The organism is Variovorax sp. W2I14 (assembly GCF_050435205.1).
Classification (GTDB): Bacteria; Pseudomonadota; Gammaproteobacteria; order Burkholderiales; family Burkholderiaceae_C; genus Variovorax; species Variovorax paradoxus_C.
On sequence record NZ_JBNDJX010000001.1, the window covers coordinates 6,080,919 to 6,107,529 of the forward strand.

Here is a 26,611-nt window from a genome sequence, read left to right on the forward strand (position 1 = left end):
AAAGGCTGCACAGCCTACTTCTTATTACGGTTGCGCCGCTTCGAGGCGGCCTGAACCTTGCGCTGTCGCTTCGCAGCCTTCCGCTTCTTGTCGGCGTTGTGCTTCTGACTCGGCACCAACGGTTCTTCGACCACCCTGCGGAGCGCGGCCCTCTGATCGTCGCCAGGGAACTCGTCCTGGCGAAGGCGCCACTGCTCACCTTTGCCTTTCCACAATCCCAGCTCTACACGCTTTCGCTCAAGTTCGACGAGCTCGGCCGCGCTCCAAGACTCCTGCGAGTAGACCATCAGGTCCTCCGCGCCTCCGTCGTAGTCCTTGTGCGGGTTGTCTAGCGCAATGCCTACGAAGACGGTTCCAAGGGGGGCCTTCAACTTGGCAGTTCTCACATAGGCGTGGAGGACGCCACGGCGATAGGTGCGGTACTCATCGTAGGTTTCAGTCGACCGTTTGGGCACGATCACGAAGACGAAGACAGTCTCGCCGGCAATGCCTCCATACACGACCCTGCCAAGGCGCATACCAGGCTCGACTCGTTCGACGGCGTTGAGGAGCGACATGGCCAGTTGCCTGCGACGGTAGCGCGACTCCGCGGCCATGAGGCGCAACCCGTGCTCTGTCTCGGCGTTGGTCTGTACCAAATACGGCATGAGGTGCTTCGGGTCACCGTAGTCGATGAACCTGTCGATCAGTTGATCCCAGGCGTAGCTAACGCGGTCAACCAGCTGCTTCCGTTTGTAGCCGATGTCCTCAGTGAGGGCGTCATAGGAACCTGCACCAAAGACAATAGCGCCAGGGGGCGCTTCGCCGTGGGCGACGTCGAAAAATAGGTGTTCCTGGCCTTGCGCGTCCGTCGTCCGCAAGTACGCCGCGAGCAGTTCCTCCTCACCCGTTGCGCTGACCATGGTCCCGGATGTACCGAGCAACACCTGTCGCTTCTTGAGGTAGTCCAGGAAGTCGACGACGGTGTCGAGCTCGCGGAGCACTAGGTCAATGGACACCTCATCGAAGACGTGGACAAAGTGCTTTTCCGGTTGTGGGATGCCGATGACGAAAGGAAGCTCGTTGTGGGCGTCTCCCTTTATCGCGTTGATCACCGCGAACGATCCGCGACCTACCCCGCCGTTGTGCGCCAATGCGGCATCGCGGCTGCCTCGGGTCACGGCCACTAAATGGAAGGTGATGTTCTCCGTCGGGACGGGGACTGGCAGCGGCCGGGTGCACTTCGCGTCAAGAAAGGCGCGCTGGGGAAAGCGCTCGAGCCAGAGTTTCGCGCCATGGAGCTGCCTGCACGACTCGAACACCGCCTTCTTGTACCAGCGGGGCCAGGCGACCTTGAGCCCCTTGGCGTCGTTGAAGAAGACATGTTTGTCCGAGAACAGAATGACTTCTTTCCCGAAGACGACGAGCGCATCACATAGCTCCTTCGTTGCGCCCTTTCCATTCTTGAAGCCGTCGTCGGTGTAGACGTTTGTTTGGGACCAGAGGCGTAAGAAGGTCCGTCGGCATAGGGCGGTGAGGATGCGCTCGGATTCATTGACCCCCTCTGTCTCTGGCAGATCGAAGAGCTTCGTTGGTTGTGCTTTTTCTTGAATTTCTTCGGCATCGGGGTCCATCAATTGCCTCTGGTCGAATCAGATTGATTCGTCGAAATCATCCTACACGGTGGGTGGCTGGTTGCCGTCGGGCTGGCCGAACAGCGTGGCGGAGCCGATCTGTGGGCGGACGGTTTCCGGCAGGTTGATCAGGGCCTGTCGGGCGCGGGCTTTTCGCCAGACGCACAACGGGGTGCGCGAACACGCAGGCCACCGATCGCGGCGCTCGCTGCACTGCCGTTTGCCGCGACACCATCTAAGGACGGTTTCCGCTGCATCGCCGACCTGAACGGTGAAAGGTCGGGCTGCCCCCTTGACGATCGAACCCGTCGTCGAACACAGGCTTCGTCGCCGTCGCCGGCAGGGCGCAATGGATACGGCACCGGGCGGGCTGACAGACGCAGCGACATCCTGCAGCTACCGCGCCACCCAGACGATCAGCGCAATGCTCAAGGCCAGCAGGAGCAGAACGAGCGCGCCGAACGGATTACGTTCGAGGACTAATACCAGCGCAGCAATGTCAGTGAGCTTGGGAGTACGGATCAAGGCAGGCCTTTCGTGATGAGCGCGCTTGTTGCGCAATGTCGCCACGATAGGGAGCGGCTCGATCTACGTCATCAGTTTTCGCCGTTTCGCCAAAAACGCCGAAAGTGAAGTGTCCTTGGCCAGAAACTCGGACTGGCTTTTCTCGATCATGCTGATCAGCGATTTCGCCTTAGTTTTGCCAATCCCATACTCTTGCACAGCCAGCGTGCGGCTGACGGCACTGTCGAAAGAGATCAGTGTTTCGTCCGCAAGTACGAGATCCCAAACGTCATGCCAGATCTTGCCGCCGAGTTGCCAGTCGAGACGGGCCGCTGCCGCCTTCTTGGCCGATTTGGTAGGCAGGTTGTCGGCCGCGAACAGGTCGTCGAGCGAATGCACCTTGCCCGGTTGCAGAAATCCGTCCATGCTCGTGCGGAAAGCTTCTGCAAGCCACTGCGGCAATGGGAGATTCTCTTCCGCACACATGCTGACCGCCTGCAGCAATGAGAGCGTGTTGCCTTCTTCGTAACGCTTGCGGAAGACCCCAAGCAGGCGATGCACTTCGACGAGTGACATGCAGCGCACGGAGCCGGATTTATGACCGAAGCGATGCCCGGTACGAAAGAAGGCGGCAGCCTTACCCCATGCAGGCTCAAGCGTCGCAAGATCGCGCTCGCTCTCGTCGTTGACAGATTCAAACGACGGAAACAATCCTTGCCACCCCTTCATACGGGTCGGAGCGGCATGCTTGCTCATCCGCGATAGAGGCGCTGCAGCTGCTTACCGAGCGAGCCCAGCCAGAAGCCCAGCGCAAGCAGCATGAGGGCCGGCAGGCAGCCGACGATTGATTCCGGCACCCACCACGTGGGAAGTGACGGATAGATGTCCGCCAACGTGTTTGCCAGCCCGGTTTGCTTGGCGATGCTGTGCACTGCCGCCGTGGCACTCGTGGCCGCATGACCGATCGCCCCCGCGAACAGGATGAACCAGCCGGCGCGCGCTGTTGCGCGCCCGAGCGCCAGTAGACGCTTTGGCTCGGTCAGGAAAAACTCAGGCAGCAAATCAAGCATGCGAAGTCCTTTCGGGTCGGCATCACGCCGAAGCCTAAACACTACATCTAGGTAGTTGTTGAAGTTGAAACACCAGATGTAGCGTACCGGAAATTTTGTGTTTGGGCGAGCCGGGCAAAGCCCGCCCCCTCCCCATAGGATGCCCCTTCGTTGCTCATGAGCTCGCCGGAAGCGCGCCAAGTGCCGTATCGAGAACCTCGACATAGGCCATGAAGCATGACCGTGCTTTCTCAAACTCCTCGAAATTGGCGAGGAACATTTCGCGCATGGGCAGGGGTGGCGTCCCGCCAAACCCATATCTCACGGCCTGCTTGCCCGCTATTTCTTCCTCTTTGTAAGTGCCGTTGCGCTGCTCAACCAGCTTCGTCGCGTTCACAACACGACGCGTGACCGTATTTGTCAAACCGACATTGAAGCGTGGGGCTATCGCATGGCTGGAGAGATTGCGAAAGTTGCGGGTGAAATCTCGATAGCCTTCGCCATCAAGTGATTGAACGCCATCAACAAATGCCGCGCCGTGCGCCAGCGCATTTGCCAGTCGCACAAGTTGTTCTTCACTCTGCGTGCGCGAAAGAAAGCGAGGTTTTGCTCCCGCCTTCTTCGGGTCACCATCGAGCCGGTCGGAATATGTCTCATCAGCCGCGAGGCGGACCTGGTGAAATGCGTTGGTTGCAACGAATGTGAATCGATCACGCGCTGCACTCGGATTGAACAGACACTTGAAAGCAATCGGTTCTACGAACTCCCATTGCAAGGACCACGCATCCTCCTCGGAGAACGTTTCCATCACACCCATCCAGATATACCAACGGCGAAGCTCGCCGCGCCACGCATTGAGGGTATTCGCAAACTCACGCAGCTCGCCGCGAACGAGTTGATCCACCATCGTAAGACGCCACTGCACAACCTCGATCAGCGGACAGATGTCATACGGCAGCAGCGTTCCGTCGAAAGGCGGACCGCCGGAACCATCATCAATTTGATCGGCGTAAAGCGCCAGAGCTCGCCGCCTTGCTTCGGAAGTAAGTGATTCCATATTTGTTATGCGCTTGGCGTTCGAGCATAGGGGATGACCGGCTCTTTCCCTGTGTACTGCAAGGCCGAAGGCACGCTGAAGACATGTGGAGCCTGTTCGTAAAGTGTGCGTACCTTGCCGCTGCACCTTCGATGTCGCCTTCAGACTGAGAGCTGCTAGCGACATGTCCGTCAATGGACGACCGCTGTGATCGAAAGCGGACTGTGAAGATCATCGCCGGGTCGCCGTTGCTAGCCCTAAAACGTGACCCAGCTTGCGCGGTCAAGGTCGTGTTCTTCCTCACGGGCAACAGCGGGAAGGTGCCTGGTCCACAGCTTCTCGAATTTGTCGCCAGAGCCACTCTACTCTGATGAGCCGAGCGACAGCTATGGTTTCGTCGGCCCGCATTACTTAGCCGGCATCATCAGTCCAAGGCCCCACTAACACGCCCATCCGGCGCAGTGAGGCGGCCACCTTGGTCTGCCCATCAAACCGCTCCTTGGCGGCGAGATGTCAGCCGGCCACAGTGACGATATCCTCCAATCCGACGGGCGCCGAGCAGCACTAGTCTGCAATATCGTCAAAGATGCTTCGCGTGCCGTGCTTCTCATCTGAATGCTCCACGGCTCCGAGGACTCTGGGTCCCACCTTCGGCTCCGGCGGCTCTGTTTCGGAGATCCACTCGTTCACGAGATCGATTTCCTTATCAATGAGCTTGGCTAACTGTTCGTCCTCGCCAAATCGCTTCTTGAGGGTGCCGAATGATTCGAGGATTCCCTGCATGTGTCCGTCCGGCGAATCTGAGGATGAGTGGCTACTCTGCGCATTGCGCCGGACATCCGCGAGTTTTGGGAGCAAATCCGTTCTGACCGCTTCCTCCAGCTCGTCAAACTCGTTGTCCTGGAACACGCTGCGAACGCCAGGATCGTTTAGCGCATACAGATCTTCGCCGTCAACGGCATAAGTGCTCACCGTCTCGACAAATGTCTTGCGGTCCTCCTCAGGAAGAAGGCCGAATTCATGCAAGCGCACGGCAAGATCGACTTCGGGAACGGCGCTGAGACTCAGCCCTGGCTTGGCCACGCGCTGCAAAACGTCTGGTGATTGCTCAAGATAAGCAGCCAGAAAATCCTTCGAACAGCGGTTGGCAAGAAACCGATAGAGCGTCCACCGAGCGCCCCACGAGGACATCCACTCAACCTTGTATTGGTTGCTGGCCGAGAAGTCCCTCAGACGCTCGATCATCGTCGGAAACAGCGACTTGGGAACGATGACAGCCTTCTCGACACCGACGTTCCCACATGTGACTTGAGACAGAAGATTCTCGGTGGAACTGCCGCTGAGAAAGATGCCAAGCAGGTCCGGGCTGAAAGCCAGGGTCGAGGCGTAAGCGTCGCCGATCGTCGGATGCTTGAATCGCCATACCGGCTGGTCATCGACATGCATGTGAGTCACGAGACTGCCATTGAGTGCATCGAGCGCCTGAATGCACTCTCCCAACGTGCTGCCCAGCCTCTCGATGGCGTGCGGCTCGGAGCCTTGCAACATGATCGGACTTTCAAGATGGTCCTTTCTCATGTAGATCAGTCCCAGCGCTGCTTTGCTGCTCGCGTCCAAACCCTGTATCACTTCAAGCAGAAGCTGCTCCCGCTTTTCCACGAACTTGCCCAAATGGTATTTGCTCATGTAGAGATCGTTCGTGAACAAGGGGTCTGCAATGCGTCGCGCGGTTTCCGGAATGAAGCGTGGATGTGCCGCCATGTACTCCAAGTGAGGTTGGAGGGTGGCGCGGAAGTCGGCGGTCTGCTTGCCTAGCTTGAGGTGGTTGTAAAGAATCTGCTGCTTCTCCAAGTCGGACAGATCATGCACATCGATCACAACTTGGCTCTCGCTGATCAGAGGAAATGCGCTTTCCTTGAGATCCTGGCGGGCTCTGTTGTAGATGTAGTCTCTGGACGTCATGACGATCTTGGCACCTCGGCGCAGCATCGTCTTGACCTGCGCCAGCGAGTGATTCCAGCCGTGCACCAAAGGCGATTCGTACTGCGTCACGCCGAATGCATCATCGATCCAGAAGAATTGCGAAGGTTCATCGACGTTCCACCGCTCCACGACTTTGGCCGGGTCGGCCAGTTTGAGCACCGACGACTTCCATTTGTCCGCGGCCGCCATCGCCAGCATGGAGGCGATGGTTGTCTTGCCTGCGGCGGGTTCACCGATTAGCAAGACGAATCCATGCTCGTCGAGGGCATTGACAGCCTTGCGATAGGAATCTGTGATGACGACCTTTGCCAGATCATCACGCAACGATTCAAGCACCGCGCGGGCCTGAGCGTAGGCACGCTGGTCCAGAATCTGACTGAGGTCTCCCAAACCATACACGCGAGGCACGAGCATCCGCAGCCGCGTGTTCTCCCTGATCTGGTCCTCGATCCAAGTGGATCCGAAGACCAACACTTCCTTCACTCCGGCGCCGCTCAGCTCAGCTTTGATCTGAGCCTCCTGCTTTGCAGACACGCCAGCGTTTGTCATCAGGATGTAGACATCACAAAGCCCGCCAGAAACGAGCTTTCGGACTTTGGGAATTTCGTCTGCCATGCCGGATTTCGTCAGCAAGCCCCCCGCCTTGCCGGAGAACTTGCACTGGATGACGAAGTTGCCGCTGAAGTATTGTCCTGGCGATGGAGTCCAACTTCCTGCAAAAGCACCGTCGCGCCCTGCGTCATTCGAATCCAGGAAAGACTGCACCGTCTGCCCAAGAACTTCCCGGGTGATGGTGAGGCAAAGCTGCTGGAAGCTGCTCCATCCTAGGCGGTGCAGGTCGTACATGTTCAAGTGTGTTCCAAGAGAGATTTAACTGAAGACGCCCGCCGCCTTCGGCCTCGCCTTCTCCCCATTCTGTACGGGTTTTTTTGTAGTCCGACTTGATTGCGTCGAACAGGCCCAGTTCGCTCTTGACCGAATCGGTCGTGAGCGGCACCTCGTGGAAGTCTTCCGAGTGGGAATGGGCATCGATGTAGCGCGATAGCGCAGCCATCCGATCATGAATGCGCTCCGCGATTGCTTCATCGAAGTACACCTGATTCAGTGTGAACGTGATGTTCTCCCGCCAACGTCTCACCACGTTGTTGAACAGCCTCTTCTGGATGAAGTCCTCATAGGCGGTACGCAAACTGCCACAGGCCTTTTCCAATGCGTCCCGCTGCGGATCGCCCGCCAACATCCGCGCAGACTCGTAGTGGCCTTTGGCACGGTCATACGCAGCCCCCTCGTAGTGCTCATGTGGAAAGGCCAGCCGGTCAATGACTCCGGGCGAGTTGGCATCATCGCGCCATACGGTGCGCCCGGCGAACGCAACGCCTTTATCCTCGGCAGCCGTCGCGAGATAATTGGTAAACAGGATGTCGTGCGTGAAGACGACGACCTGCCTCCGATCGGCTTCGGTCACCAGCCGCTGCGCGATCGCTTCCTTGCGCACGTGATCCATCGACGTCACTGGATCGTCGAAGATTACCCCCGCACAAGCGCCGTTGAGTTCCACCTCCGTCAGAAAGTCCGCCAGCGCAGCGGCCGTCTGCTCTCCCTCGCTAAGCACTTGCGAAGGATCGACTCCGGTCATCCCAGCGTTGGCAATTTCGATCTTCCGGTCCGTGGTCCCTGCCTCGCCTGCAAATTTGAATTGCACCGGGAGTGTCAGCCGAAGTGCGGTGCAGTTCTCGGTGAATCGGGCGATAAAGCCCTGTGCAACGAGTTCCTTGGCCAGGGTCTTCTGCTTGCTCGTGACATCGCGCTGGATGGTGGGCAGGCTGCGAAGGCATGCGTTCGCTTTGACCACCCATTTCAAATCTTCGACCGTTTCCGCCACGGCAACGTACTGGCCGGCCAGCCACTGTCGGTCCTTCAGCAATTGCAACTCCAGAAGCAGCGCGTCGATCAATGCCTGAGGATCGCTCTGCCGGAGCAATCCATTGTCTTGATCTAGGCGATCTACCAGCGCGGACACTCGGTCTAAGACGGCGTCATATGCGAGCAACGACAGTGCCGGGTCCGTCTCGGTCGCTACCGCATCGATCAACACGCCGACAACGGTTCGAAAGCCCTCGACGTGCCCGACGATCTCCGCCGCCAGTGCCGCATCAAGTTCTTGCACGGTGCGCCGCGCGGCACTCTCCTCGCCGAAGAAAGACAGTCCGATCTTGCCAAGCGAAACGCTGTGCGATTTCAGCGTGCGCCTGGTGGCAGCAAGCTGAGCTTCTACACCGCTGGTGGCCGTCTCGTAAAATTTGGTCAGGCGGTCCGCGCTGGCGGCATCCAGGGTCTGTTGGCAAAGCACGCAGCGGGCCCCATCTGTCTGGGGCGGAAATGGGACTCCTGGATACGCTTCCTCGCCATAGGCAATCGCAGCGGCCAGTAGATCCAGCCACGCGCGGGTTCCGACAGGTTGAACCGGCTCTCCGCCGAAACGGGCCGATGACAGCGCCGCGCCTTGCTCCATCAGCGCGGTAGTCCGCGACACCGCCTCAGCGATGCCTTGCACGAGCGACGGTTGGATCGCCTGCGCCAGGGCACCGATGGACGCCTGAACGGCCTCCAGGTCGGAAATACGCTGTTCGTTCCTCTTGACGATCTCTTTTGGGTCAGTGGTGCGCAACTCGCCCAATTGTTGTTCGATCGCAGAGAGCCGGACAGCTTCGGCTTCACCGTACACCGCAAGCTCTTGCAGCCGCGTCAGATCCGTCTGTGCAGTGAGGGCAGAGAGTGCCGTTGCGACTTCGGATGTGCTGTTCTGGATGGCGTACTTGTCGGCGGCAGGCGTGCGCAGTGTGATCTGGTCGCGGAGTTTGGTCTGCAGTTCGGTGAACACGGCCACCATGCGCGGGAAGACATCGAACAGATACGGCATGACCTGGAAAGCGTTCCGGCCGTCCAGATGCACGCGTACACAGGTCGAGTCGAAGACCGCGAAGCCATCGCGCATTCGCTGGCAGGGTTCCTGGTGAACAAAGTCCACGGCTGAACCATCGTCGAAGAAGAACTTCGCAGTTGGCTTTAGCTGCTTGCTCTTCACAAGCTTCACATCGCCTAGGATCCCGACATCCTTTGATCGCGTAAAGCACGCGGATTTCAGCACCCGTGCGTAGCCAGACTTTCCGGCCCCATTGGGTCCGTAGATCACCGTGAGCTTGGGGCCAAAGCTCAGCGTTTCACCGGCGGCCAACGCGTTGACGCCTGACACGCCGGTCATCGTCGTCAGGGTACTGACCACTGCAGGAGCACCCGGCTGGAACTGAGGAAGTCCCAGGTCCCAAGCCACGCGAGCCGCGTCGGGGTCAGCCAGGTTCTGGTCAATCAGGTACTCTGAAAAGACCTCATCGAGCACCGCGTCCGGCAGTTCAACTTCCTTCACCAAGTTGCTCAGCAGGAAATGCTGCCAAGTGGGAAGCGTCTTGCCCCAGGCAGATAGGGCGTCAAAGATGTTGAACATCGGCTGTGTCATGGTGCTTAAACTCCTTAACTCAAGGGCGCGCCGCAGTCATGGATCTTTCCGAACGCCTCCCGCTGCCCCTGCGCCGGGCTGCGATCCCCGAGTACCTGGAGGTACTCCAAGAATCGACGCCCGTGTGTCATGACGAAGTTGCGAGTATCAGCCCCTTCGCACGCTCATCGCCTTGGCGTTCAACGTGAGTTGCCGATGATTGTCCGCAAGGCGCCAAGTTGCTGTCGTACGGTCAGGGTTACCCCGACACCCGCTTTCGCTGCGACGTAGTCATTGTTTCCGGACTACAGACTGGTTGCAGTCAATCGAGCTCAGCCTGCCCGACATCTTCTCGTTCTCGCAAGCGGACGATGCTCGCCCAGTATTGATAAAAAAATGTCCGGTCTCGCTGTGGCCACGGCATCATTCATCACAGGACGAGGAACTGTGAACAATGAATCTTGAACTGCACTTTCGCTCGATCTCTGGCGAGTTGGGAGCCTTGAAGAATCGTGTCCGTTACATGATTCAGGATGGTCACTGGCCTACAGATGGCGAGTGGAAAGAGTCCGTCGTGCGCTCAATCATCCGTAGATCTGCCCCCTCAACGGTCTCAGTAGGCCGTGGATTCGTTGTTACGCGAGAGGGCGCGTCGACTCAGATTGATGTTCTCGTTTACGACAATGCGCATCCGGTTCTGTATCGAGACGGAGATTTGGTGTTCGTGTCGCCAGCTGCTTGCTTGGCTGCTGTGGAGGTCAAGTCTCGACTGACATCCGCGCTTTTCGGGCAGGCGTGCGAACGCTTGGCGGACGTCGGTGACTTCATCCGTCGTGGACGAGGGGGATCAAGAGCGTTTATCGGTCTATTCTCCTATGAGAGCCAAGGCGTTAGCCCCAAGAGAGCCTTGAACGCGCTCGCCGCAGCGGCTCGGGAATGCCAGTACCGCGTTATTGACCACGTGGCCTTAGGGAACGACCAATTCTTCAAATGGTGGTCGACGACGCCGACACGTCCCCGGCGTGACCTTCGAGCCTGGCACGCATATTCACTGCCCGACATGGCGGCAGGCTACTTCCTTCACAACCTCTTGCTGCACCTTGGCCCGGACGCGCTCAATGACGACGATGGCGCTTGGTTCCCCGAGCAGTCGAAAGAGGTGAGTTTGGTCGGCAAGCGTCCGCTGGCGGCCAGCTAGCCGAGCGCATTTCGAGCCGCGTTGGTGAGTTGAGGCACTTGGGGCGACCTGTTCGCGTGGGCCCCTCGTGCATCTCATGCGCCGTGATCGTTGTGTCAGGAGATCAGAGCGTTCCGGCTCCCACATAAGCTCAATGTTGCCAAAACCCTGAGTTCAACGGGTCGCCGCAACCGCCAGCAATCACGGCAACCTGCACCTCGAAGCTCTTCGGATTACGCCGCAGGCGGTTCGAATGGCTCAATGGTCTTGAAGATCCCGCTCTAGCTCATCGTCCGTCGCATTGCGACCCTACGATTCCGCCAAGGACCTGATCAAGCAAATGGTCCGGGAACGTCAGGCTAAGGCCTGACGCAGACCCGCGAACCCAACGCACTCTTGTCGTCGCCGAAGATTTCCTGCGGGGCCAGCAAAACTACTTGGCAGCATTGGAGGAACTCAGGATGAAGAACCAGCAGCAATCCGGTATGGCTCCATCACCTCGACCGCCAGACGACCTTGGGCATATCCCAGTAGACAAGCAGCCGCACTAACGTAACGATTCGTTCCATTCTGCAAATCTCCTTCCTCTACACACTCCGGTACCAGTAATGGCGACCACAAAAAAGCTGCGTATCTACTTCTCGGGATTTTTCAACGTCCCGCCGGAATTGGTGCAGGAATACGGCGCTTTTGACATCTCATTAATTAATGATCTCCCTCTATTCGTAGACCCCTTCTTGCTTTTCAATAGCGAGAAGGATCAATATCGAATACTCCACGAAGAGATGATCAAGTACATGATGTTTTTAAAGGGAAAATCTGGCGCAGGAGTTTCGAATGGTCTTCTAAAGGCTTGGTATTTTTTTCCAGAAGTGCGTCAAAATTGGATGGGATTCAGCAAGTCGGGAAATCGAGGTCGCGGATTGGGAAATGATTTTGCCAAGGCATTAAGAAGCAATTTCATCCAAACATTCAAAGATTTCGGAAGCGAAACAACGACGCACACACATCTTGGGAAGCTTACATTAATCAAAGACGGTGTAGGAAAAGATCAGATTAGCGATTTTACTTGCAATCTGATAAAAGGCTTTCTGGCCGAGTACACCCAAGCGTTCGCTCAACAGTATGTCCCAACGGAAAAGCTGGGAAAATTTAATGTGGACAAAGTTTCATTTGACTATGAAACCGAGTCCTGGACGGCAAGGCAATTCATTTTACCTAGACTGGGCAACGACTATGTATTGCTAACCCCGGTTGATATTCTGACAAAAGATGACGCCTGGATTTCACACAATGGCTTTATCGAGGATTTTAGCCAAGTCCTCTCTTGCATAGACAATGAACAATTGCGTCACAAGGTAGAAAATTATTTGGCAATAAAGCTGCCGATTGAGCCAACAAAAGAACAGCGCGAAAAGGCGGTTGAACAAGTCGTTGCCCAGTATCCGTTTTTAATGGATGTGTATGTCAAGCTACGTGAGCAAGCGGCGGATGAAGCTACAGAAACAAGTGCCGCAAAAATTGCAGTGGCTCAAGAGCTTTTTGTTGCGAATCTGTCGCTCCTAATTGGTGTGCTAGATGAACGAACTGCATTTTTCAAGACGCCCACGTCGAGCTACGAGGAAGGAATGAAGCGGGTTGCCTTTCTTAAACATGTCATCGAAAAAGAGGATGGATACAGACTTTTCTACGTGAAAGGAAGGCCGATATCGCGCGAAAGCGACTTGCAAATCATGTTTAAGCTTACTTGGTTTGCTTCAGAATTCAGTGCGGACGCAGAGGTAAATAACGGAAGAGGCCCGGCTGATTTTTTGGTTTCTTATGGAAGCAACTCCAAAACGATTATCGAATTTAAGTTAGCCAAAAATAGCCAACTTGAAAAAAATCTTATAAATCAAGCTGAAATTTATACTGACGCAGCACGTGCAACCACGCCACCCATAAAGGCCATCCTATTCTTCAGTCAAAAGGAGCTTGATAAAGTAAGGGGATTGCTTGCCAAGCATCAATTGCACAACTGCCCAGATATAGTCTTGATTGACGCGATGAAAAAAGACTCCGCCTCCAAACAAGTATGAGATTGACAACGCCGGTTCGGCAGATACCTATCTTCACCCTTCATTCGAGAAATTAAATGCCATTTTCTGCAACAGTGTTGCAAGTTCTCATAGCCTCGCCCTCAGATGTACCAGAGGCGCGAAGTGCAATTGCAGCAACACTATATGATTGGAATGCGCTTCACGCTCAAACCATGGGATATGTGCTACTTCCAGTCATGTGGGAGTCGCATAGTGCGCCAGCAATGGGGGACCGACCCCAAGCTATTATTAATAAGCAGGTCGTTCGCAATTGCGATATGCTGGTGGGGGCATTTTGGACGAGGCTAGGGTCTCCTACAGGGGTTGAGGATAGCGGAACGGTTGAGGAAATCCGTTATTTTCTCAATCTAAATAAACCCGTGATGCTGTATTATTCAAAGCAGCAAGTAGATCTTGATCGCATCGATACCAAACAACTTGAGAAGTTGAAAGAATTCAAGGCGTCTATTCGCGACAAGGGAATTCAAGAAGATTTCACTTCGACTGACGATCTCAAGCAGAGACTATTTCGACACCTAACAATCGTATTGCGCGACATGACCGTAAGCCCGATGGTCGATGAACGTGTAGTGAGGGCGGCGCACGAATCCACGAGGGGGGACCTTGGCGCTGACACGCCCCCGACAGTTCCTGCAAAAAAGAAGTCGCCTAAAGACGGGGAAGAAGGCATCTGGCTTGAAGAGTATTCAGACAAATCCTTTGTCGTACGCGGAAATAGCTTGGAATTCGCAGCTAAGCTCAAGGAGATCGGAGGTCGATGGATGTCACTTCGTAATGGCGGCAAAGGCTGGATGTTCTCCAAAAGATGGCTAGACGATGTTGCGAAGCTGCTCAAGCAAAAGCCGAAGCTTCGGCCCCAAAGCGAGTGAGAGTCCAACAACCGCGAGAGGCTCGTCTCTCGCTGGTCCCGAGCTGGTATCCGGTACGACAAGGTAAGGCTCGTCACCTCAACCTCGCTGAGTTTGCTTGCCCTCAAAGCTGAGCGCTGATCATTTGCCTAGCCATCAACTTGATCGAGCGCCCTCAACATCGTCGGTCGCCGCTTAGCTAGCTATGGAGCCCATGGCCGTTATGGGCACAAAGCCGCCTGCCGATCAGCAATCGTGAATGCTCGCAATCGCTGCAAAGCCGTCCTGAAGACTCTGCTCGTCGGAAGCTACTGTCGCGCGCCGGCGCTAGCACCACGCCAATTGCTATGAGCATGCAACCACATGCGTTGATCTGCCGAGGGTGCAAAGAGGCGCGGGATCATGGCGATTGACGGCATCGACGTGTTACGTTAAGTTTCAATCCCTTGCTTGCCCCCTGTCGACTTCAGGGCGATCGAATCTTCAATGGCTGTCCTGATTCCTGCGTTGAGCACCTGCGTCGCCCGTATGACATCAGGTGAGCGGCGCTTGGCGGAGCGGCTGCAGCAGAAGCTCGACGAAGACTACTTGCTGTGGTTCGACGTGCCCATCGGGCCCAAGCAGTGCCATCCCGACTTCGTCGTGCTGCACCCCCGTCGCGGTTTGCTGATCTTGGAGACCAAGGATTGGCGCCTGGACACCATCCAGAAAGCCAGCCGCGGCGACTGGTTGATTGCACCTGACGGTGTTCCCAAAAGCGTTCCCAATCCGATCGAACAGGCCCGGCATCAGGCGCTGCAGGTCGTCGATGCCCTCAAGCGCGACGCGCAGCTAATCCAGCACGAGGGCAAATGGCAGGGCATGCTCACCTTCCCATGGAGCTACGGCGTCGCCTTCACGCGCATCACGCGCAAGCAGTTCGACGCCGCCGGGCTCGGGAGCGCGATCGAGTCCAACCGCGTTGTTTGCTCCGACGAAATGCTGGAGGACGCAGAACCAGAGGCCTTCCAGAGTCGGCTGTGGGACATGTTTCCGCAGCTCATGCGCGGCGCGTTGTCCTTGCCCCAGATCGACCGGGTGCGCTGGAACCTGTTTCCCGAGGTGCGCGTTCCTGAGCAAGGTGCGCTCTTCGACGATGCGGACGACAAAGCGACCATCCCCGATTTTCTGCGTGTGATGGACCTGCAGCAGGAACAGCTGGCGCGCAGCCTGGGTGACGGCCACCGGGTTATCCACGGCGTTGCAGGGTCCGGCAAGACCATGATCCTGGGCTACCGCGCCGAGTACCTGGCCAAGGCCGCGACCGACCTGCACAAGCCCGTGCTCGTGCTTTGCTACAACGAACCGCTGGCCGTCAAGCTGCACGCCACCATGCAGGCCAAGGCCCTGGCCGACCGCGTCCATGTTCGACACTTCCACAAATGGTGCCGTGACCAGCTGGTGGCGTTCGGCCAGCCGCTGCCGCCAAACGACCTTGCCGTGGGCGCCAAGATGGACCAGATGGTGCGCAACGTCATCGACGGCGTCGACCGCAAAATGATTCCGTCAGGCCAGTACTTGGCGGTGCTGGTCGACGAAGGCCACGACTTTGCGCCCGAGTGGCTCAAGCTGGTCACTCAGATGGTCGACCCCACGACCAACAGCTTACTGCTGCTGTACGACGATGCCCAGAGCATCTACGACAAGCGGCGCGGCAAGCCCTTCAGCTTCAAGAGCGTTGGCGTGCAGGCACAGGGCCGCACGACCATTCTCAAGATCAACTACCGCAACACCCGGCAGATCTTGCAGACGGCGAGTGCGATGGCAACCGATCTTCTGCGGCCCCAGGAGAAGGACGACGACGGCGTGCCGCTCGTGCAACCCGTGAGCTGCGGCAGGGACGGGCCAGAGCCGATCGTCATCGACTTGCCAAGCACCCGGGCACAGGCCGACCGGATCGCGGAGCTCATGGCCAGCGCGCACAACGAAGGGCACGCCTGGGGCGACATGGCGGTGCTGTGTCGAAGCCGGACGCTGATGGAAGAGTGCTCCAGGGCCTTGGACCGGCGCCGCTTGCCGCACAAGGTGCGCAAGGGCGCGCACGATTTCGACCCCGCCGCGGACACCATCAAGGTGATGACGCTTCATGTCAGCAAGGGGTTGGAGTTTCCCGTGGTCGCGGTGATGGGGGCGCGCCAGGCGGTGTCGGGCCAAGAGGTGCTCGACAAGGATGACGACGCGTTGGAAGAGATGCGGTTGTTCTACGTCGGCGCCACGCGTGCGACATCCCGGCTCATCGTGGCCAACGCCATCAGGCAGTGACCAAGACCTACCTGCTGATCGATCTGCAGAACCGGCAGCCTGCGCCGGAAAGCGTCGCGTCGTGGATGGGGGCGAACGGTGAGGCTTGGATTTTCTATGGTGAGCAGGAGATTCGCCTGCTTGCGAAGTACATGGAACTGGGCGACAGGGTCTCCCTCGTCGATATCTCCAAACCCGGCAAGAACTCACTCGATTTCCACCTGGTCCTGTATCTGGGTTACCTGGTCGGCCGACACGAGCCTAGGGCACGCTTTGTGATCATCGCGGCCGATGGAGATTACGACCCTGCGATCGTGCATGCCCGATCGAAGGGGCTACAGGTCGAGCGTGTGGAAGTCTTGGGGTCACTGCCTGTCGAAGTCAAATCTCCACCGGTTCAAAATGCGCCTCTGTTGCAGTCGCCGCCGACGTCAAGCCCTCCGGCCAGCGACGCGGTCTCACGTGCTCCACTCGCGCTAAAGACCAAGAAACTGAAGTCCGTCGCTCAGATTTCCGCCGAAATACTCAAAGACTTCGTTGAAGCAGGGAAGCCAAGAAGCTTGAGCGCGCTTGAAAAGAGAATTCAGTGGCGTTTTGGACCCGAGCCCGTACCTGAAAAAGTCGCCGAGGTGATGGCCACGCTTGTGACGTCGGGCGCAATCAAGATCGCCGACGGAGCGGTGAAGTACAGAGATCGCTTCACCCGTGACTGAAGTCGACTTCCGAGTGACTACAGTCGATCGAGCCTGCCAGTCGAATGAACGCTATCGGAGATACCGATAGTTCGTACACCCCTAGTCGGTGTTGACTTGCACCACGTCATGTCACGTCGCAGGACGCTGTTTTCCGCTGTGCTTCCTCGTCGAGCTTTGCGTGTCAATTCTTGCGTCGAGCCCGAAAACCAACACTTGTACCGGACCGGAGGTGTTGGCCCTTATCGCTTGGGCAATCTGTTGTAGGTGAGCTATCAGGCGCGCAAAGTCCCACGTCTCCTCAGCCACGCGCCAAGTCCTGTTGCGGTGGAGAGAGACGACGAGGATGCCGTAGCGGCGATTGGCCGGGCGCAGATAGTCCCGTGCCAGCTGCCCACGAATGGCGCTTTCCAGCTGGGTCACAGTCCACTTCTTGTTGGCGTTCTTGACTTCCACTGCAATCTGCACGTCTGCGGAAGTCGAGGAGATAACAATGTCCGGCTCGTTGCGTTCCGCAACTTCGGACTCTCGAGCCGCGCTGTATCGACTCCTTGCGCGCTCATTGAGGCGTTCGGCGAGCCATTCCTGGACTTCTTCCTCGTGCTCAGCACGAGCAAGCAACTGTCGACTACTGGCATCGGCGGTCGTGAACGAAGCCTGAATATCTGCGAGTATCCCTTGCGTGAGCATCAGGAGCTGAGCACCAGTCTTTATGGGTGTCGAGTGAGTGTGCTCAAACTTGGTCACCTCCGTCGCCAGCCAAGCAGGCAAGTCACCATCTGCCTCCGCCCTTGCGTGCGCTATTTCACGTAGGCGCAAGGAGCTGTCAGCAAAGACCGGGTCGGCGCTAAGCGCCAGTAGCGCGTCGTAGGCCTCCGCGCCGGGGCGCTCGGCAAGTACGTTGAAGAGCGTCCCCCGGGCGCTTTGCGCCTTCTCGCTCGAGGACCGCCGCAAGCTGGATCGGCGTGCGGTCCAGTCGACGGCGGCGATGTGTTCGTACGCAAGGCGTAGCAACTGCGCAAGATACAAAATGGGGACTTTGGGCAGCGCATCGGTGGCGACCCCATGGTCACCCTGGCCAGCGAAGAGTTCGCCTAGCCAGCGCGGAACTCGTTCCTCGTAGTCCGCTTCGGGCTCCGAGACGCCTCGCGCGAGTTTCAATAGGGCGACTTTGGCGAGCTCTTCTGGATCAATGGAGGCTAACGCTCCAAAGTACTCGAATGCGCGCTTCTCGTTGGCAGATGCAAGATGAAGATCAAGGCGCCTCGATACGAGAGTGCGCGCTTGCATGGCCGCAGGCCCGGCGAGTCCTCGACGAACGATTCGGATTGACCGCTCCAGCGTCACGTCGTCTACAGGCTCGGACCTCCGCAGTAGCCGCAAGATCTCCATGGCAATCGTCGAAAGAGCTGGTGTGTCCCTGTGAGCGGCGCTCACGATGACATCCGAGTACGTACCGTTGGAGCGGTACTCGGTTGAAACTGCGGAAATGATTACGGGCAGAGCCGCGCTTGGGCGAGCGAGAACAAGACGGTCCATCCAGTCGGCTCGGATCGTGCCGGCAAAGCACGCATGCTGTACTGCCAGGGCGACTTCAGCGTCGGACAGACTGTGCTCCCAACCCGGCTTGAGGCTGTCGAACTCTACTGCGCTTACCGCCAGCGCGTTCTCCCTCTTGCTGCTGAACCGGTTGTCACCTGTCTTCTTCGGGCGCTCGGGGTGGACGCTGCGCCACGTCAGCGACATAGCGTGCGCGTAGTGCTTTGCTACGACAGGACCAAAGCCCAGAGTCAACGCTTGCCACTTCGCAGGCCCCTCGATGCCGTCATGGCGTGCCTTCATGTCGATCCAGTTGGTCAGGTCGTAAAGACGATGACGCCCTGACTTCCAAGAATTGACGGCATCCGGAGCGTCCAGGATTCCGGGCGTCGACTCCAAGAGGTCACGAAAATCGATCCAGGACTGCTTGGCTTTCTGAGTCTTCTTGTTGGCCCTCTCCTTGCGGGCCTGCGCATCCGCAGCGTAGGGGTCGACTGGTGCAGGCTTTCGGTATTCGTCGAGATCGGCTTGCAATACGGGATCACCGGCTGCAAGTTGATCTAGAAGCTCGCGCCTCGACTCAGCGAGGTCGGCGAAGTGCAAGGCGGACAGGATCGCGCTGAAAGCGATGCGACGCTCGTACTCTTCACCCATTCGACGCGAATCTTCCACTAGCCATTCGAGATCGCTCATGTCGGTTCGCCACAAGATATGCCCCGTGTGGGGCCCAACTTGCCAGATGCGAATCGGTAGAGTCTCTTTGGGCTTGCCTTCACGGTCAGTCTGAGCGTCTGCCCAGATCAGCTGTCTGTTGAGGGCTTTGTCTTGTCGTACTCTTTTGGCAAGTCCCTCTCTTTCGTCTTCCTCGGCGTGCATGCCACTGGCCCGTTCGACCGCCATCAGAAGACGAACCAAGCCGTCCTCGACGTCGCCGGGCGCTCGTCGATCCAGTTCAGCCTTTGCGAGAGAAGCCAATCCTTTGCAAAGCTCGACATGGCGACTCGAAACCCTCAAATCTTCGTCGGCGTATGGCGCCTTCATAACCAGGGTGGCAATGCCGAGCGAAAATTGTCGCTGTGCAGCGCGACTGGGAGCCAGTGCATGCAGGGACGCTAGTTGATAGCTGAACCCTTCCACTTGGTACGGCTCTGCTGGTTCTGATCGCTCAATTAGGCTCAGAAGATCATCTGTAGACAGATAGGCGGGGTACAGCAGGCTTGCCATCTGTGGCGCCAGCCGAGCGCTCAGACGATCCGGAGCAGCCCTGACCGCACTTGTCAGCGCTCTGAGGCCCCTGATGTCTTTGCACGCGAGTAGGGCACGTGCCGCAGCGAGCCTGTGCCACTGGTTTGCCGAAGGGTCAAGAGCCGTGTCGCGCGCGAGGTCCGCGCATTCTTTGATGCATCCCTCTTCGATGAACTCCAGCAGATGCATCCTGAACTCGGCCCGAGCGTTTACCCCCCAAGCTCGCCGAACGGCCGCGGATAGAGCAGGCGAAGAAAACATCCAAGCCGCCCGAAAGTCGATCATCTCGACATTGAGGTCGCCCTTGGCGTCCAGCGCTGCGTAGGCCTCAAGCAGCTTCTCTCGAACTTCCAGTGGTAAGGACTTTGGGTCACCATGAACTATCAGCGATACGGGCTCCCGTCGGATAACCTGTTCGCGCACTGGTACGAGCCACAGCGACAACCATGCCGCTACCGCGCGAAGGGTAGGTACCACGGTGGGAACGCCGTATGGCTCAACAAAGAGCAAGCGATGTAGTTCTGTGATCGGGCAGTTTTTTTCAGTCAGCCATCTCAACCAACACGCAGCCAAGTACTCTTGGGTAGATCTATGATGGAATCGCACTCTTCCGTAGGTGCCTGGTGCGAAGATGCCAGTTCGTAAGAGAGCGTTGATGGCCTCTTGATCCCAGTCGGAAAGGACATCACGCGGATCCAGCGCCCCTTTTGCAAGGGTCGGGTCGGGGTCTTGACCTGGCGCCTTAATGGTGAACGTCTTGCCAAGCACCAAAGCTGCTGCCAATCGTTCGGCGCCTCGCCTGGCACGGTTCCGACTCAGAATCCCAGCATCGGGTCGATATGCATCCTCCTCATGCAATTTGCGCTTGACGCCTTCTTCGGTCATCTGTTGGAGCGAACCGAAACCGCCGTGATCGAGCCAGTAGCCGATGAGATCAATGAGATCGCCGGGGCGCTCGCTCATCGCCTCGAGGCCCGAACGGCGGACGGCCTGCAAGAATTCAGGCACATTGGAGATCGAAGCAGCGATTGCCATCCGCTCCTGTTGCTCGTAGGTCAGAGAAGACAACTGGACGACCAGAAGCTCCCCAGTGTTTGCGCCGGTCTGCGGCTCCTTGGATCTTGCTGTTCGAGTGGCGGTGTCAAAAACCGGCGACAAGAGGATCTCGTCGGGATTCGTGACCGTTGCATCGTGCTTTGCAGGTGGGACATAAGGGAGCTCTTTCTGCAATGACTCCCGATCCGCTTTGCCTCTCCAGTCACTAACTCGACAACTCACGATGACATGGGCACGATTGAGGTTGCCCGAAACCGCCGTGCGGAAGGTTTGAAGTGCTGTGACTAGCTTCTTCCCGTTCAGGCGCGCCTCATCTACAGAGTCCAGGAAGAACCACGCCTCCCCAGCGGCTACAGCAACCCAAGAGTGAAATGCGGCCTTGTCCTCGTCATTGAGAGACGCTTCGAACCTGTCATCAGCCAAGTCCTCGATCCGGAGGAAGAAGGCGGGCTTGCCATCCCTCTTCAATACCTCGGCCCGATGCTCCAGTTCCTTGGTTTTTCCGCTCAGGGCTTCTGCGAGAAGCACCACGCGCCAGTGCCCAAGGACACTCTGCCAGTCGAGCCAGCCACCATACTTGCGTCCCCAGTGCGGTCCCCATTCGAGAGTTGCGTCCGCATCCCGCTTAAGCGGGACGAATAGCCGTCCCAGGTCGACAAACTCCATAGATGTTGCTCAACTCACGTGTATCGGGGCTCGGTCAACGGCCCTGCACGGTTGGCAAAGTCGATGGGGCCGCGACTACCCTCTCCGCATATCGTTCCGACGGTCAAGTTGACTCCTCGTGGTTGACGTCGGACTCCTGCCTAGTTCCCGACTACCTTATTTTGGCTGAGACCAGAAGCTGAGGGGGCTCCCCCTTGAGCTGAAACCGCTGCGAAGCTGCTTATGGCGACGGCTGGTTCGGACTGATAGCTGTACTTCGTCCGCAGATAGGGGAGAGGCCGGTGTGATCAAAAGCGGCCGCTCGCGAGTTGCACGCAATCTCCCGCGCAGGCTAGAGTTGCAAAAGGCCGCGAAGACTCAGGCAACAAGCGAGACATATGACGGTTCGATTCGAGGACATTCTTTCGACAGCTAAGGGCGAGGACAACGCATTCGAGGAGCTGACCTGCCAGCTCGCACGCCGGAGCCCACCTGAGAAAGCGGTTGAGTTCAGGCGCATTCACGGAGGCGGCGGGGACGGCGGCGTCGAAGCCTACTGGGTGCTCGATGACGGCAGCGAGGTTGGCTATCAGGCGAAGTACTACATAAAGTCGGGCGACGTTCGTTGGGAAGCGATCGACGACTCGGTCACCACGGCGCTGAAGCTGCATCCTCGGCTACGCTTGTACTACATCGCGATCGCGTGTGACCTCACCGACAAGACTTCCCGCAAGGGCAAGACCGGCTGGGAACGGTGGGAAGAGCGCAAGAAGGGGTGGGAAGCGTTGGCGAAGAGTGAGCTAGGACACGAAGTCACCTTCGTGCCGTGGTCTGCGTTTGAGCTGCGCGCCATGCTTGAGTTACCGCGGATGGCCGGATTGCTCGAGCATTGGTTTGGTCAGCTGGCTCTCAGGCCCGACTGGCTCTCGCATCGGGTCGACAGAGCTGTGGCCGATCTTGACGAGCGATACCACGCCGAAGACCACGTGCCGGTGGGCGTCGAACAGCTATTCGACGTAGTCCTCCGCAGCGGGAAGGTCCAAGAGCAATTTCGTGAGCGCTTGAACCGGCTCCAGGAAAGCGCAAACAGATGGCTCGCAGAGGCGCCGGGGATCCCAGCTTCGCGTGCCGGAGAGGCGAGGCGCGCTTTCGCTGACGTCGAGAAAGTCTTGTGCCTGCAAGCGGGACTGGACGCTGCTTCGTGGATTCCGTGGGGAGTGAGCAACTGGGCATCCGTGGTCAGCAGCGCCCAGGGCAGTGTGTCAATTCTGACAACGCTAGTCCGCGAGGACATAAAAAGCGCCGGCAGGGGTGCAGGTCGGGACGAGCAAGACCTGCTCATAGCTTTAGGCCACCTAGTCTCCCTCCTCGAAACACTGAACCAAAGTTGGTCAAGCACCTTGATGCAGGCTGAGCGCAATCGGGCGGTGCTGCTGGACGGACGGGGCGGGTCGGGAAAGTCTCATCTTCTTGCCGACCAAGCGCGAAGAGGTGTGGCGGAAGGCCGGCCGGTCGTACTCGTTCTGGGTCAGCATCTACATGTGGGCGCCATATGGCCGCAAATCCTCGAACGCCTCGGTGTGATAGGGACGCCCCCCGAGACTTTTCTGCAAGCACTGGACTCGGCAGCGGAAGCGGCCAATAAACGAGCGCTGTTCTTGGTCGACGCGTTGAACGAGGGAGCAGGCGCGCTATTGTGGAAAGGGGAACTGGCGAGCTTCCTGGAGACGATCAGACCATTCGCGAACATCGTATGTGTGCTTAGCTGCCGTTCCGAGTACGTGACGTTTGTCGTGCCCCAAGGTGTCGCAAAGACCCTCGCCAAAGTGACGGTGGGCGGCTTTGTAACGCCACATGAGCAAAGACAGGCCGCGTCGGTCTACATGGACCGTAACGGGATCGCCCGTCCGAGCTCACCATGGCTAACTGAGGAGTTCAGAAATCCGCTCTTTCTGCGCAGCGTCTGTATCGCGTTGCGAAAGGAGGGCATTTGCGAGTTCCCACGCGGACTTGTTGGCATCAAGAAGATCCTGAGCCTGTATCTCAACAGCGTCGCGCGACACCTCGTGCCCGACTATGACGGCAGCAACGAACTCGTGGGGCCCGCGCGAAATACGGTATTGGCGATCGCGCGTGCGATGGCCGCAGAGCGGCGCGACTTCGTCTCCAGAGACGTTGCCGACACAGTCGCGCGTGCGCAGTTTTCTTCTTTCAAAGAGCCCAGCGGCTCGACCTGGCTCGAGGTACTTCATCGCAGCGGCCTCCTTCGCTTCGACCCGGATCCAGACCTGAAGGCTGGTGATCCGCTGCCTGCGAGCATCAACGTTGTACGGTTCGCGTTTCAACGGTTCCAGGACCATTTGATAGCTGAAGCGCTGCTAACACAAGTCGAAGACTTGGGGCACGCGTTCGACCCGCACGCACCGCTTCATTTTCTGACAGACCACAAGCAGTGGCGGATTTTGGGCTCGGGACTGATCGGTGCGCTAGCCGTCCAAGTGCCGGAGCTCTTCGGACAGGAATTGATTGACGTCATGCCCGGAGGCCTTAATCGGTGGCGCGGGTTCAAAGTGCTTAAGCCGGCATTTGAGGACAGCTTGGGACTGCGTGCTTCCGGTGCTTTCAACGCACGGACCACGGAGCTGTTCGAGGAGTGGGATTCTTACGGAAAGCGGGCGGTCTCACTGCTGCTTGAGTTGGCGACTGTCGCAGACCATCCATGGAACGCTAATGGGATGCATGCCCGCCTTAGTTGTGTGTCGATGCCTGAGCGTGATCTTCGGTGGAGCCTGGCTCTCAACGAGATCGGCCAAGACGATGAGCGGCATGCGTTTTATGTCTTGGCAGAGTGGTGTGCCAGCCCTGCAGTCAGGAGTGCTGGCAGCCGAACTCGCGAGCTTGCTGCACTGGCGCTTGCCTGGTGCCTAACGTGCAGCAACCGCCCGGTCCGTGACACGGCGACGAAGTCTCTTTCGCGGCTGTTTCTGGTTCAAGAGAATCTGCTGACTTATTTAATACAGAAGCTGAACGACGTTGATGACAACTACGTCCTCGAGCGACTGTGGGCAGCGGCCTTCGGTGCCTGCAGCAACGACCCGAGTCGGGGGAGGCTTCAGCTGTATGCGCAGGTGGCATGGCAATTGGTCTTCTCGTCCTCCCCGCGGAAAGACCTTCTGCTACGGGACTACGCGCGCGCGATCGTGGAGCTGGCAACTCATGTAGGCGTAGACCTCGCTGGTGTGGACGCGACTCGTTGCAGGCCGCCATACGCAGAGGCCTGCATCGACCTGACTAAGGTCCGTGAGCTGACTAGAACGACCGAACAAAGGATGAGCAGAGGGGCGCAGGGGATTGTCTCATCGTGCTTGCATCTTGGTGACTTTGGAGACTATGAGATCAAGCCGACAGTACGGGAGATCACGACGGTCGCCTTGGCTACCTTGCCTATCGCGACAAGGGAGTCAGCATTCAGAAACTTCAGGTCGATCGTCCTCACCGACAGGATGGATCGAATCGCAGCGTTTCACGAACTCGAGGAACACTTGCGGATGATGCACATACCGCAGATGGTGAAGGGTAAGACCAAGCTAGTTTTCAGGCGAAAGACCCCGTCGAAGGCGGAGATTGCTCGAGCCGAGCTTCTGGAGAAGCGATTGCTGGCCTTGCTCTCGCCGGACGAGGTCCGAAGCTTTCGAGAGGATGCGGTGCCTTGGTTGGCCGATAGCCGCTCAGAGCAGGTCGAGCGTGTTGACCTCAAGCGCTGCCAGACTTGGGTTGCTGTGCGCGCCATCGAAATGGGCGGACCCGCCATCGAGGTCGATGGGCCCCATTCAACGTCCACCAGTGATCGGCCGGTCGTCGAGAGGTTGAGCAAGAAGTATCAATGGCTTGCTCTGAGTGAACTGCTGTGCGGCTTGGGATCGACGCTGTGTCTGGAGTCTGGCTGGCAGGAGGACCGCACTCTGCGCCCGTACGACTTTCCAACGGACTTTGGCTTTGTCAGGGATGTCGACCCGACTGTGCTGTTGCACGATCCTCGGCCGACTGCGAAAATTGGTGATGCATGGATGTTCGGCGAGCCGATCACTTTGGAAGCGGTCAGTGAGGATGACCTTGGTGCCTGGCCCGTTCGAGATGATCCAAGCAGGGAGTTTGACAAGAAGGTTGTGCGCGTTGGTGGCGACGGCCAGCGATGGTTTGCTCTTTACGATCACACGCATAAGACAGATCGATACCGCGAAAAGTCGGTCGAACATGGCATGCGCCAGCAGGAGTTCCGGCGCATCTTTACCGTGTTCGTCGAAACCTCGCGTCTTGGAGAGTTCGTTGCGGCCGTCAAGGACGACCAAGATATCGACGTTAGCGACTGGGAAGTCCCGCAACTGACCGACGGACCGTACCTCGGTGAGGTTTTCTGGAGGGCTATTGCACCGATGGAACAATGGTCAGACAGAGGCGTTAAAGTGCCGTCCTCTATACGGTTGGCATATCCGATTTGTCAGTACATCTGGGAGTCGCACCTTGACCTCAGCCTGACTGACGGAGCGCGGGCGTACCTGCCGGCATCCTGGCTTGCGAACAAATTGGGATGGACCATCCTGCCGGGTGCGGAGGGCACGCTTGTTGACGGAGGGGGGCAGAGCGTTTTCATTCGAAAATCCACGGAAGAGGACAATGTGGTGCTCTTGAGTGAGGGGGCTTTGGAGCGACTGAGACGCGAATCCGGCCTGAGCTGCGTGTGGCTCCTGGTGGCTGAACGCAATGCATGGCCGGGAGGAAGCAACGCCGCCGCCACGTGGCGCCGCGCCGAAGGTGTGGCATGGATGGATGACGGCCGCGTCGTCAGCAGTGCGTGGATGCGCGACGGGTCGGCATTGGAAGTTGCGCAGGGATCGCGCACGGGGCCTCGCAAGCGCGGAGGAAAGTAGACCGGCTGTCTCAACGCGCAGATGACACTCAGCGGCATGCGAAGAGCAGCGATGGGCCGGGGACAACAAGAGTTCGCGGTCAAGCTCGACTAACGGGTCGACGCAAAGAGCATAGCCGCCGAACAGCCGCGAGCTGCTCATGACCGCATGCGACCGGAAAGTAGCTGCCAAGAAGCTTGCGACCAACGACGGGTTGAATCCGCCCTGAAAAAGCCAACGTTCAGAGTGACCGCGCCATGCCAGCATCGGACCCGCTCCGGATATCACGGCTTCTCAAACGCAGTGTTTGGCCGGTCAGGCGCTCAACATTGAAGCGTCGGTGGTCAAGAAAAAGTGGCAGCGATGGTATGAAGTCCCTGAGACGCCAAGCCGACCAGCCGATGATGCCCGTCGTAAGTACGGAGATTCTTTTCGGGCCGATTGG

At 58.0% G+C, this 26,611-nt stretch carries 14 protein-coding genes; 6 read left to right on the plus strand and 8 right to left on the minus strand.

Annotated elements, in window-relative coordinates; all coding sequences use genetic code 11:
• Nucleotides 1-14 precede the first annotated feature (14 nt).
• The 7 genes from QF040_RS28440 to QF040_RS28470 form a co-directional block, all read right to left on the minus strand.
• On the minus strand, nucleotides 15-1,613 hold the full coding sequence (locus tag QF040_RS28440) for a hypothetical protein (RefSeq protein ID WP_429613740.1): 1,599 nt from the start codon (nucleotides 1,611-1,613) through the stop codon (nucleotides 15-17).
• A gap of 396 nt (nucleotides 1,614-2,009) precedes the next feature.
• Entirely contained in the window at nucleotides 2,010-2,138 is a 129-nt protein-coding gene (locus QF040_RS28445) for a hypothetical protein (protein WP_018907331.1), read from the minus strand.
• A gap of 63 nt (nucleotides 2,139-2,201) precedes the next feature.
• Entirely contained in the window at nucleotides 2,202-2,873 is a 672-nt protein-coding gene (locus QF040_RS28450; protein WP_429613741.1) for a hypothetical protein, read from the minus strand.
• Nucleotides 2,870-3,187, minus strand: coding sequence for a hypothetical protein (locus tag QF040_RS28455; protein ID WP_429613742.1), 318 nt, complete (start codon nucleotides 3,185-3,187; stop codon nucleotides 2,870-2,872). Before QF040_RS28455 ends, QF040_RS28450 begins: the two co-directional genes overlap by 4 nt.
• Nucleotides 3,188-3,341: 154 nt before the next feature.
• Nucleotides 3,342-4,223, minus strand: coding sequence for a hypothetical protein (locus tag QF040_RS28460; RefSeq protein WP_429613743.1), 882 nt, complete (start codon nucleotides 4,221-4,223; stop codon nucleotides 3,342-3,344).
• A gap of 543 nt (nucleotides 4,224-4,766) precedes the next feature.
• The gene (locus tag QF040_RS28465; protein ID WP_429613744.1) at nucleotides 4,767-7,031 is read right to left on the minus strand and encodes a hypothetical protein; all 2,265 of its coding nucleotides are present in this window, start codon (nucleotides 7,029-7,031) and stop codon (nucleotides 4,767-4,769) included.
• On the minus strand, nucleotides 6,925-9,699 hold the full coding sequence (locus QF040_RS28470; RefSeq protein ID WP_429613745.1) for an AAA family ATPase: 2,775 nt from the start codon (nucleotides 9,697-9,699) through the stop codon (nucleotides 6,925-6,927). The genes QF040_RS28465 and QF040_RS28470 overlap by 107 nt, the downstream gene beginning before the upstream one ends.
• Nucleotides 9,700-10,132: 433 nt before the next feature.
• Here QF040_RS28470 and QF040_RS28475 point away from each other — a divergent pair, with 433 nt between their 5' ends.
• The 5 genes from QF040_RS28475 to QF040_RS28495 all read left to right on the plus strand — a co-directional run bounded on the left by QF040_RS28475 (nucleotide 10,133) and on the right by QF040_RS28495 (nucleotide 16,795).
• Nucleotides 10,133-10,876, plus strand: a complete 744-nt coding sequence (locus QF040_RS28475; RefSeq protein ID WP_429613746.1) for a DUF6602 domain-containing protein — start codon at nucleotides 10,133-10,135, stop codon at nucleotides 10,874-10,876.
• A 587-nt stretch (nucleotides 10,877-11,463) separates the two neighbouring features.
• On the plus strand, nucleotides 11,464-12,933 hold the full coding sequence (locus QF040_RS28480; RefSeq protein ID WP_429613747.1) for a hypothetical protein: 1,470 nt from the start codon (nucleotides 11,464-11,466) through the stop codon (nucleotides 12,931-12,933).
• 56 nt (nucleotides 12,934-12,989) lie between these two features.
• The gene (locus tag QF040_RS28485; protein ID WP_429613748.1) at nucleotides 12,990-13,823 is read left to right on the plus strand and encodes a hypothetical protein; all 834 of its coding nucleotides are present in this window, start codon (nucleotides 12,990-12,992) and stop codon (nucleotides 13,821-13,823) included.
• Nucleotides 13,824-14,288: 465 nt separating this feature from the next.
• The gene (locus QF040_RS28490) at nucleotides 14,289-16,103 is read left to right on the plus strand and encodes a 3'-5' exonuclease (RefSeq protein ID WP_429613749.1); all 1,815 of its coding nucleotides are present in this window, start codon (nucleotides 14,289-14,291) and stop codon (nucleotides 16,101-16,103) included.
• A complete protein-coding gene (locus QF040_RS28495; protein ID WP_429613750.1) occupies nucleotides 16,100-16,795 on the plus strand; it encodes a PIN domain-containing protein in 696 nt (231 codons plus the stop codon). The genes QF040_RS28490 and QF040_RS28495 overlap by 4 nt, the downstream gene beginning before the upstream one ends.
• A 111-nt stretch (nucleotides 16,796-16,906) precedes the next feature.
• Here QF040_RS28495 and QF040_RS28500 read toward each other — a convergent pair whose 3' ends face one another.
• Nucleotides 16,907-21,280: a hypothetical protein gene (locus QF040_RS28500; RefSeq protein ID WP_429613751.1), complete on the minus strand. Its 4,374-nt coding sequence runs from the start codon at nucleotides 21,278-21,280 to the stop codon at nucleotides 16,907-16,909.
• 377 nt (nucleotides 21,281-21,657) lie between these two features.
• Between QF040_RS28500 and QF040_RS28505 the strand changes: the two genes are divergently transcribed.
• A complete protein-coding gene (locus QF040_RS28505; RefSeq protein WP_429613752.1) occupies nucleotides 21,658-26,187 on the plus strand; it encodes a hypothetical protein in 4,530 nt (1,509 codons plus the stop codon).
• Nucleotides 26,188-26,611: the final 424 nt, after the last annotated feature.

What these genes read in the sequence shown, in the direction of transcription:
- QF040_RS28485 (WP_429613748.1), top strand. Translation starts at nt 12,990, where the DNA reads ATGCCATTTTCTGCAACAGTGTTGCAAGTTCTCATAGCCTCGCCCTCA.
- QF040_RS28500 (WP_429613751.1), bottom strand. Translation starts at nt 21,280, where the DNA reads ATGGAGTTTGTCGACCTGGGACGGCTATTCGTCCCGCTTAAGCGGGAT.
- QF040_RS28480 (WP_429613747.1), top strand. Translation starts at nt 11,464, where the DNA reads ATGGCGACCACAAAAAAGCTGCGTATCTACTTCTCGGGATTTTTCAAC.
- QF040_RS28505 (WP_429613752.1), top strand. Translation starts at nt 21,658, where the DNA reads ATGACGGTTCGATTCGAGGACATTCTTTCGACAGCTAAGGGCGAGGAC.
- QF040_RS28460 (WP_429613743.1), bottom strand. Translation starts at nt 4,223, where the DNA reads ATGGAATCACTTACTTCCGAAGCAAGGCGGCGAGCTCTGGCGCTTTAC.
- QF040_RS28450 (WP_429613741.1), bottom strand. Translation starts at nt 2,873, where the DNA reads ATGAGCAAGCATGCCGCTCCGACCCGTATGAAGGGGTGGCAAGGATTG.
- QF040_RS28470 (WP_429613745.1), bottom strand. Translation starts at nt 9,699, where the DNA reads ATGACACAGCCGATGTTCAACATCTTTGACGCCCTATCTGCCTGGGGC.
- QF040_RS28465 (WP_429613744.1), bottom strand. Translation starts at nt 7,031, where the DNA reads ATGTACGACCTGCACCGCCTAGGATGGAGCAGCTTCCAGCAGCTTTGC.
- QF040_RS28455 (WP_429613742.1), bottom strand. Translation starts at nt 3,187, where the DNA reads ATGCTTGATTTGCTGCCTGAGTTTTTCCTGACCGAGCCAAAGCGTCTA.
- QF040_RS28475 (WP_429613746.1), top strand. Translation starts at nt 10,133, where the DNA reads ATGAATCTTGAACTGCACTTTCGCTCGATCTCTGGCGAGTTGGGAGCC.
- QF040_RS28440 (WP_429613740.1), bottom strand. Translation starts at nt 1,613, where the DNA reads ATGGACCCCGATGCCGAAGAAATTCAAGAAAAAGCACAACCAACGAAG.
- QF040_RS28490 (WP_429613749.1), top strand. Translation starts at nt 14,289, where the DNA reads ATGGCTGTCCTGATTCCTGCGTTGAGCACCTGCGTCGCCCGTATGACA.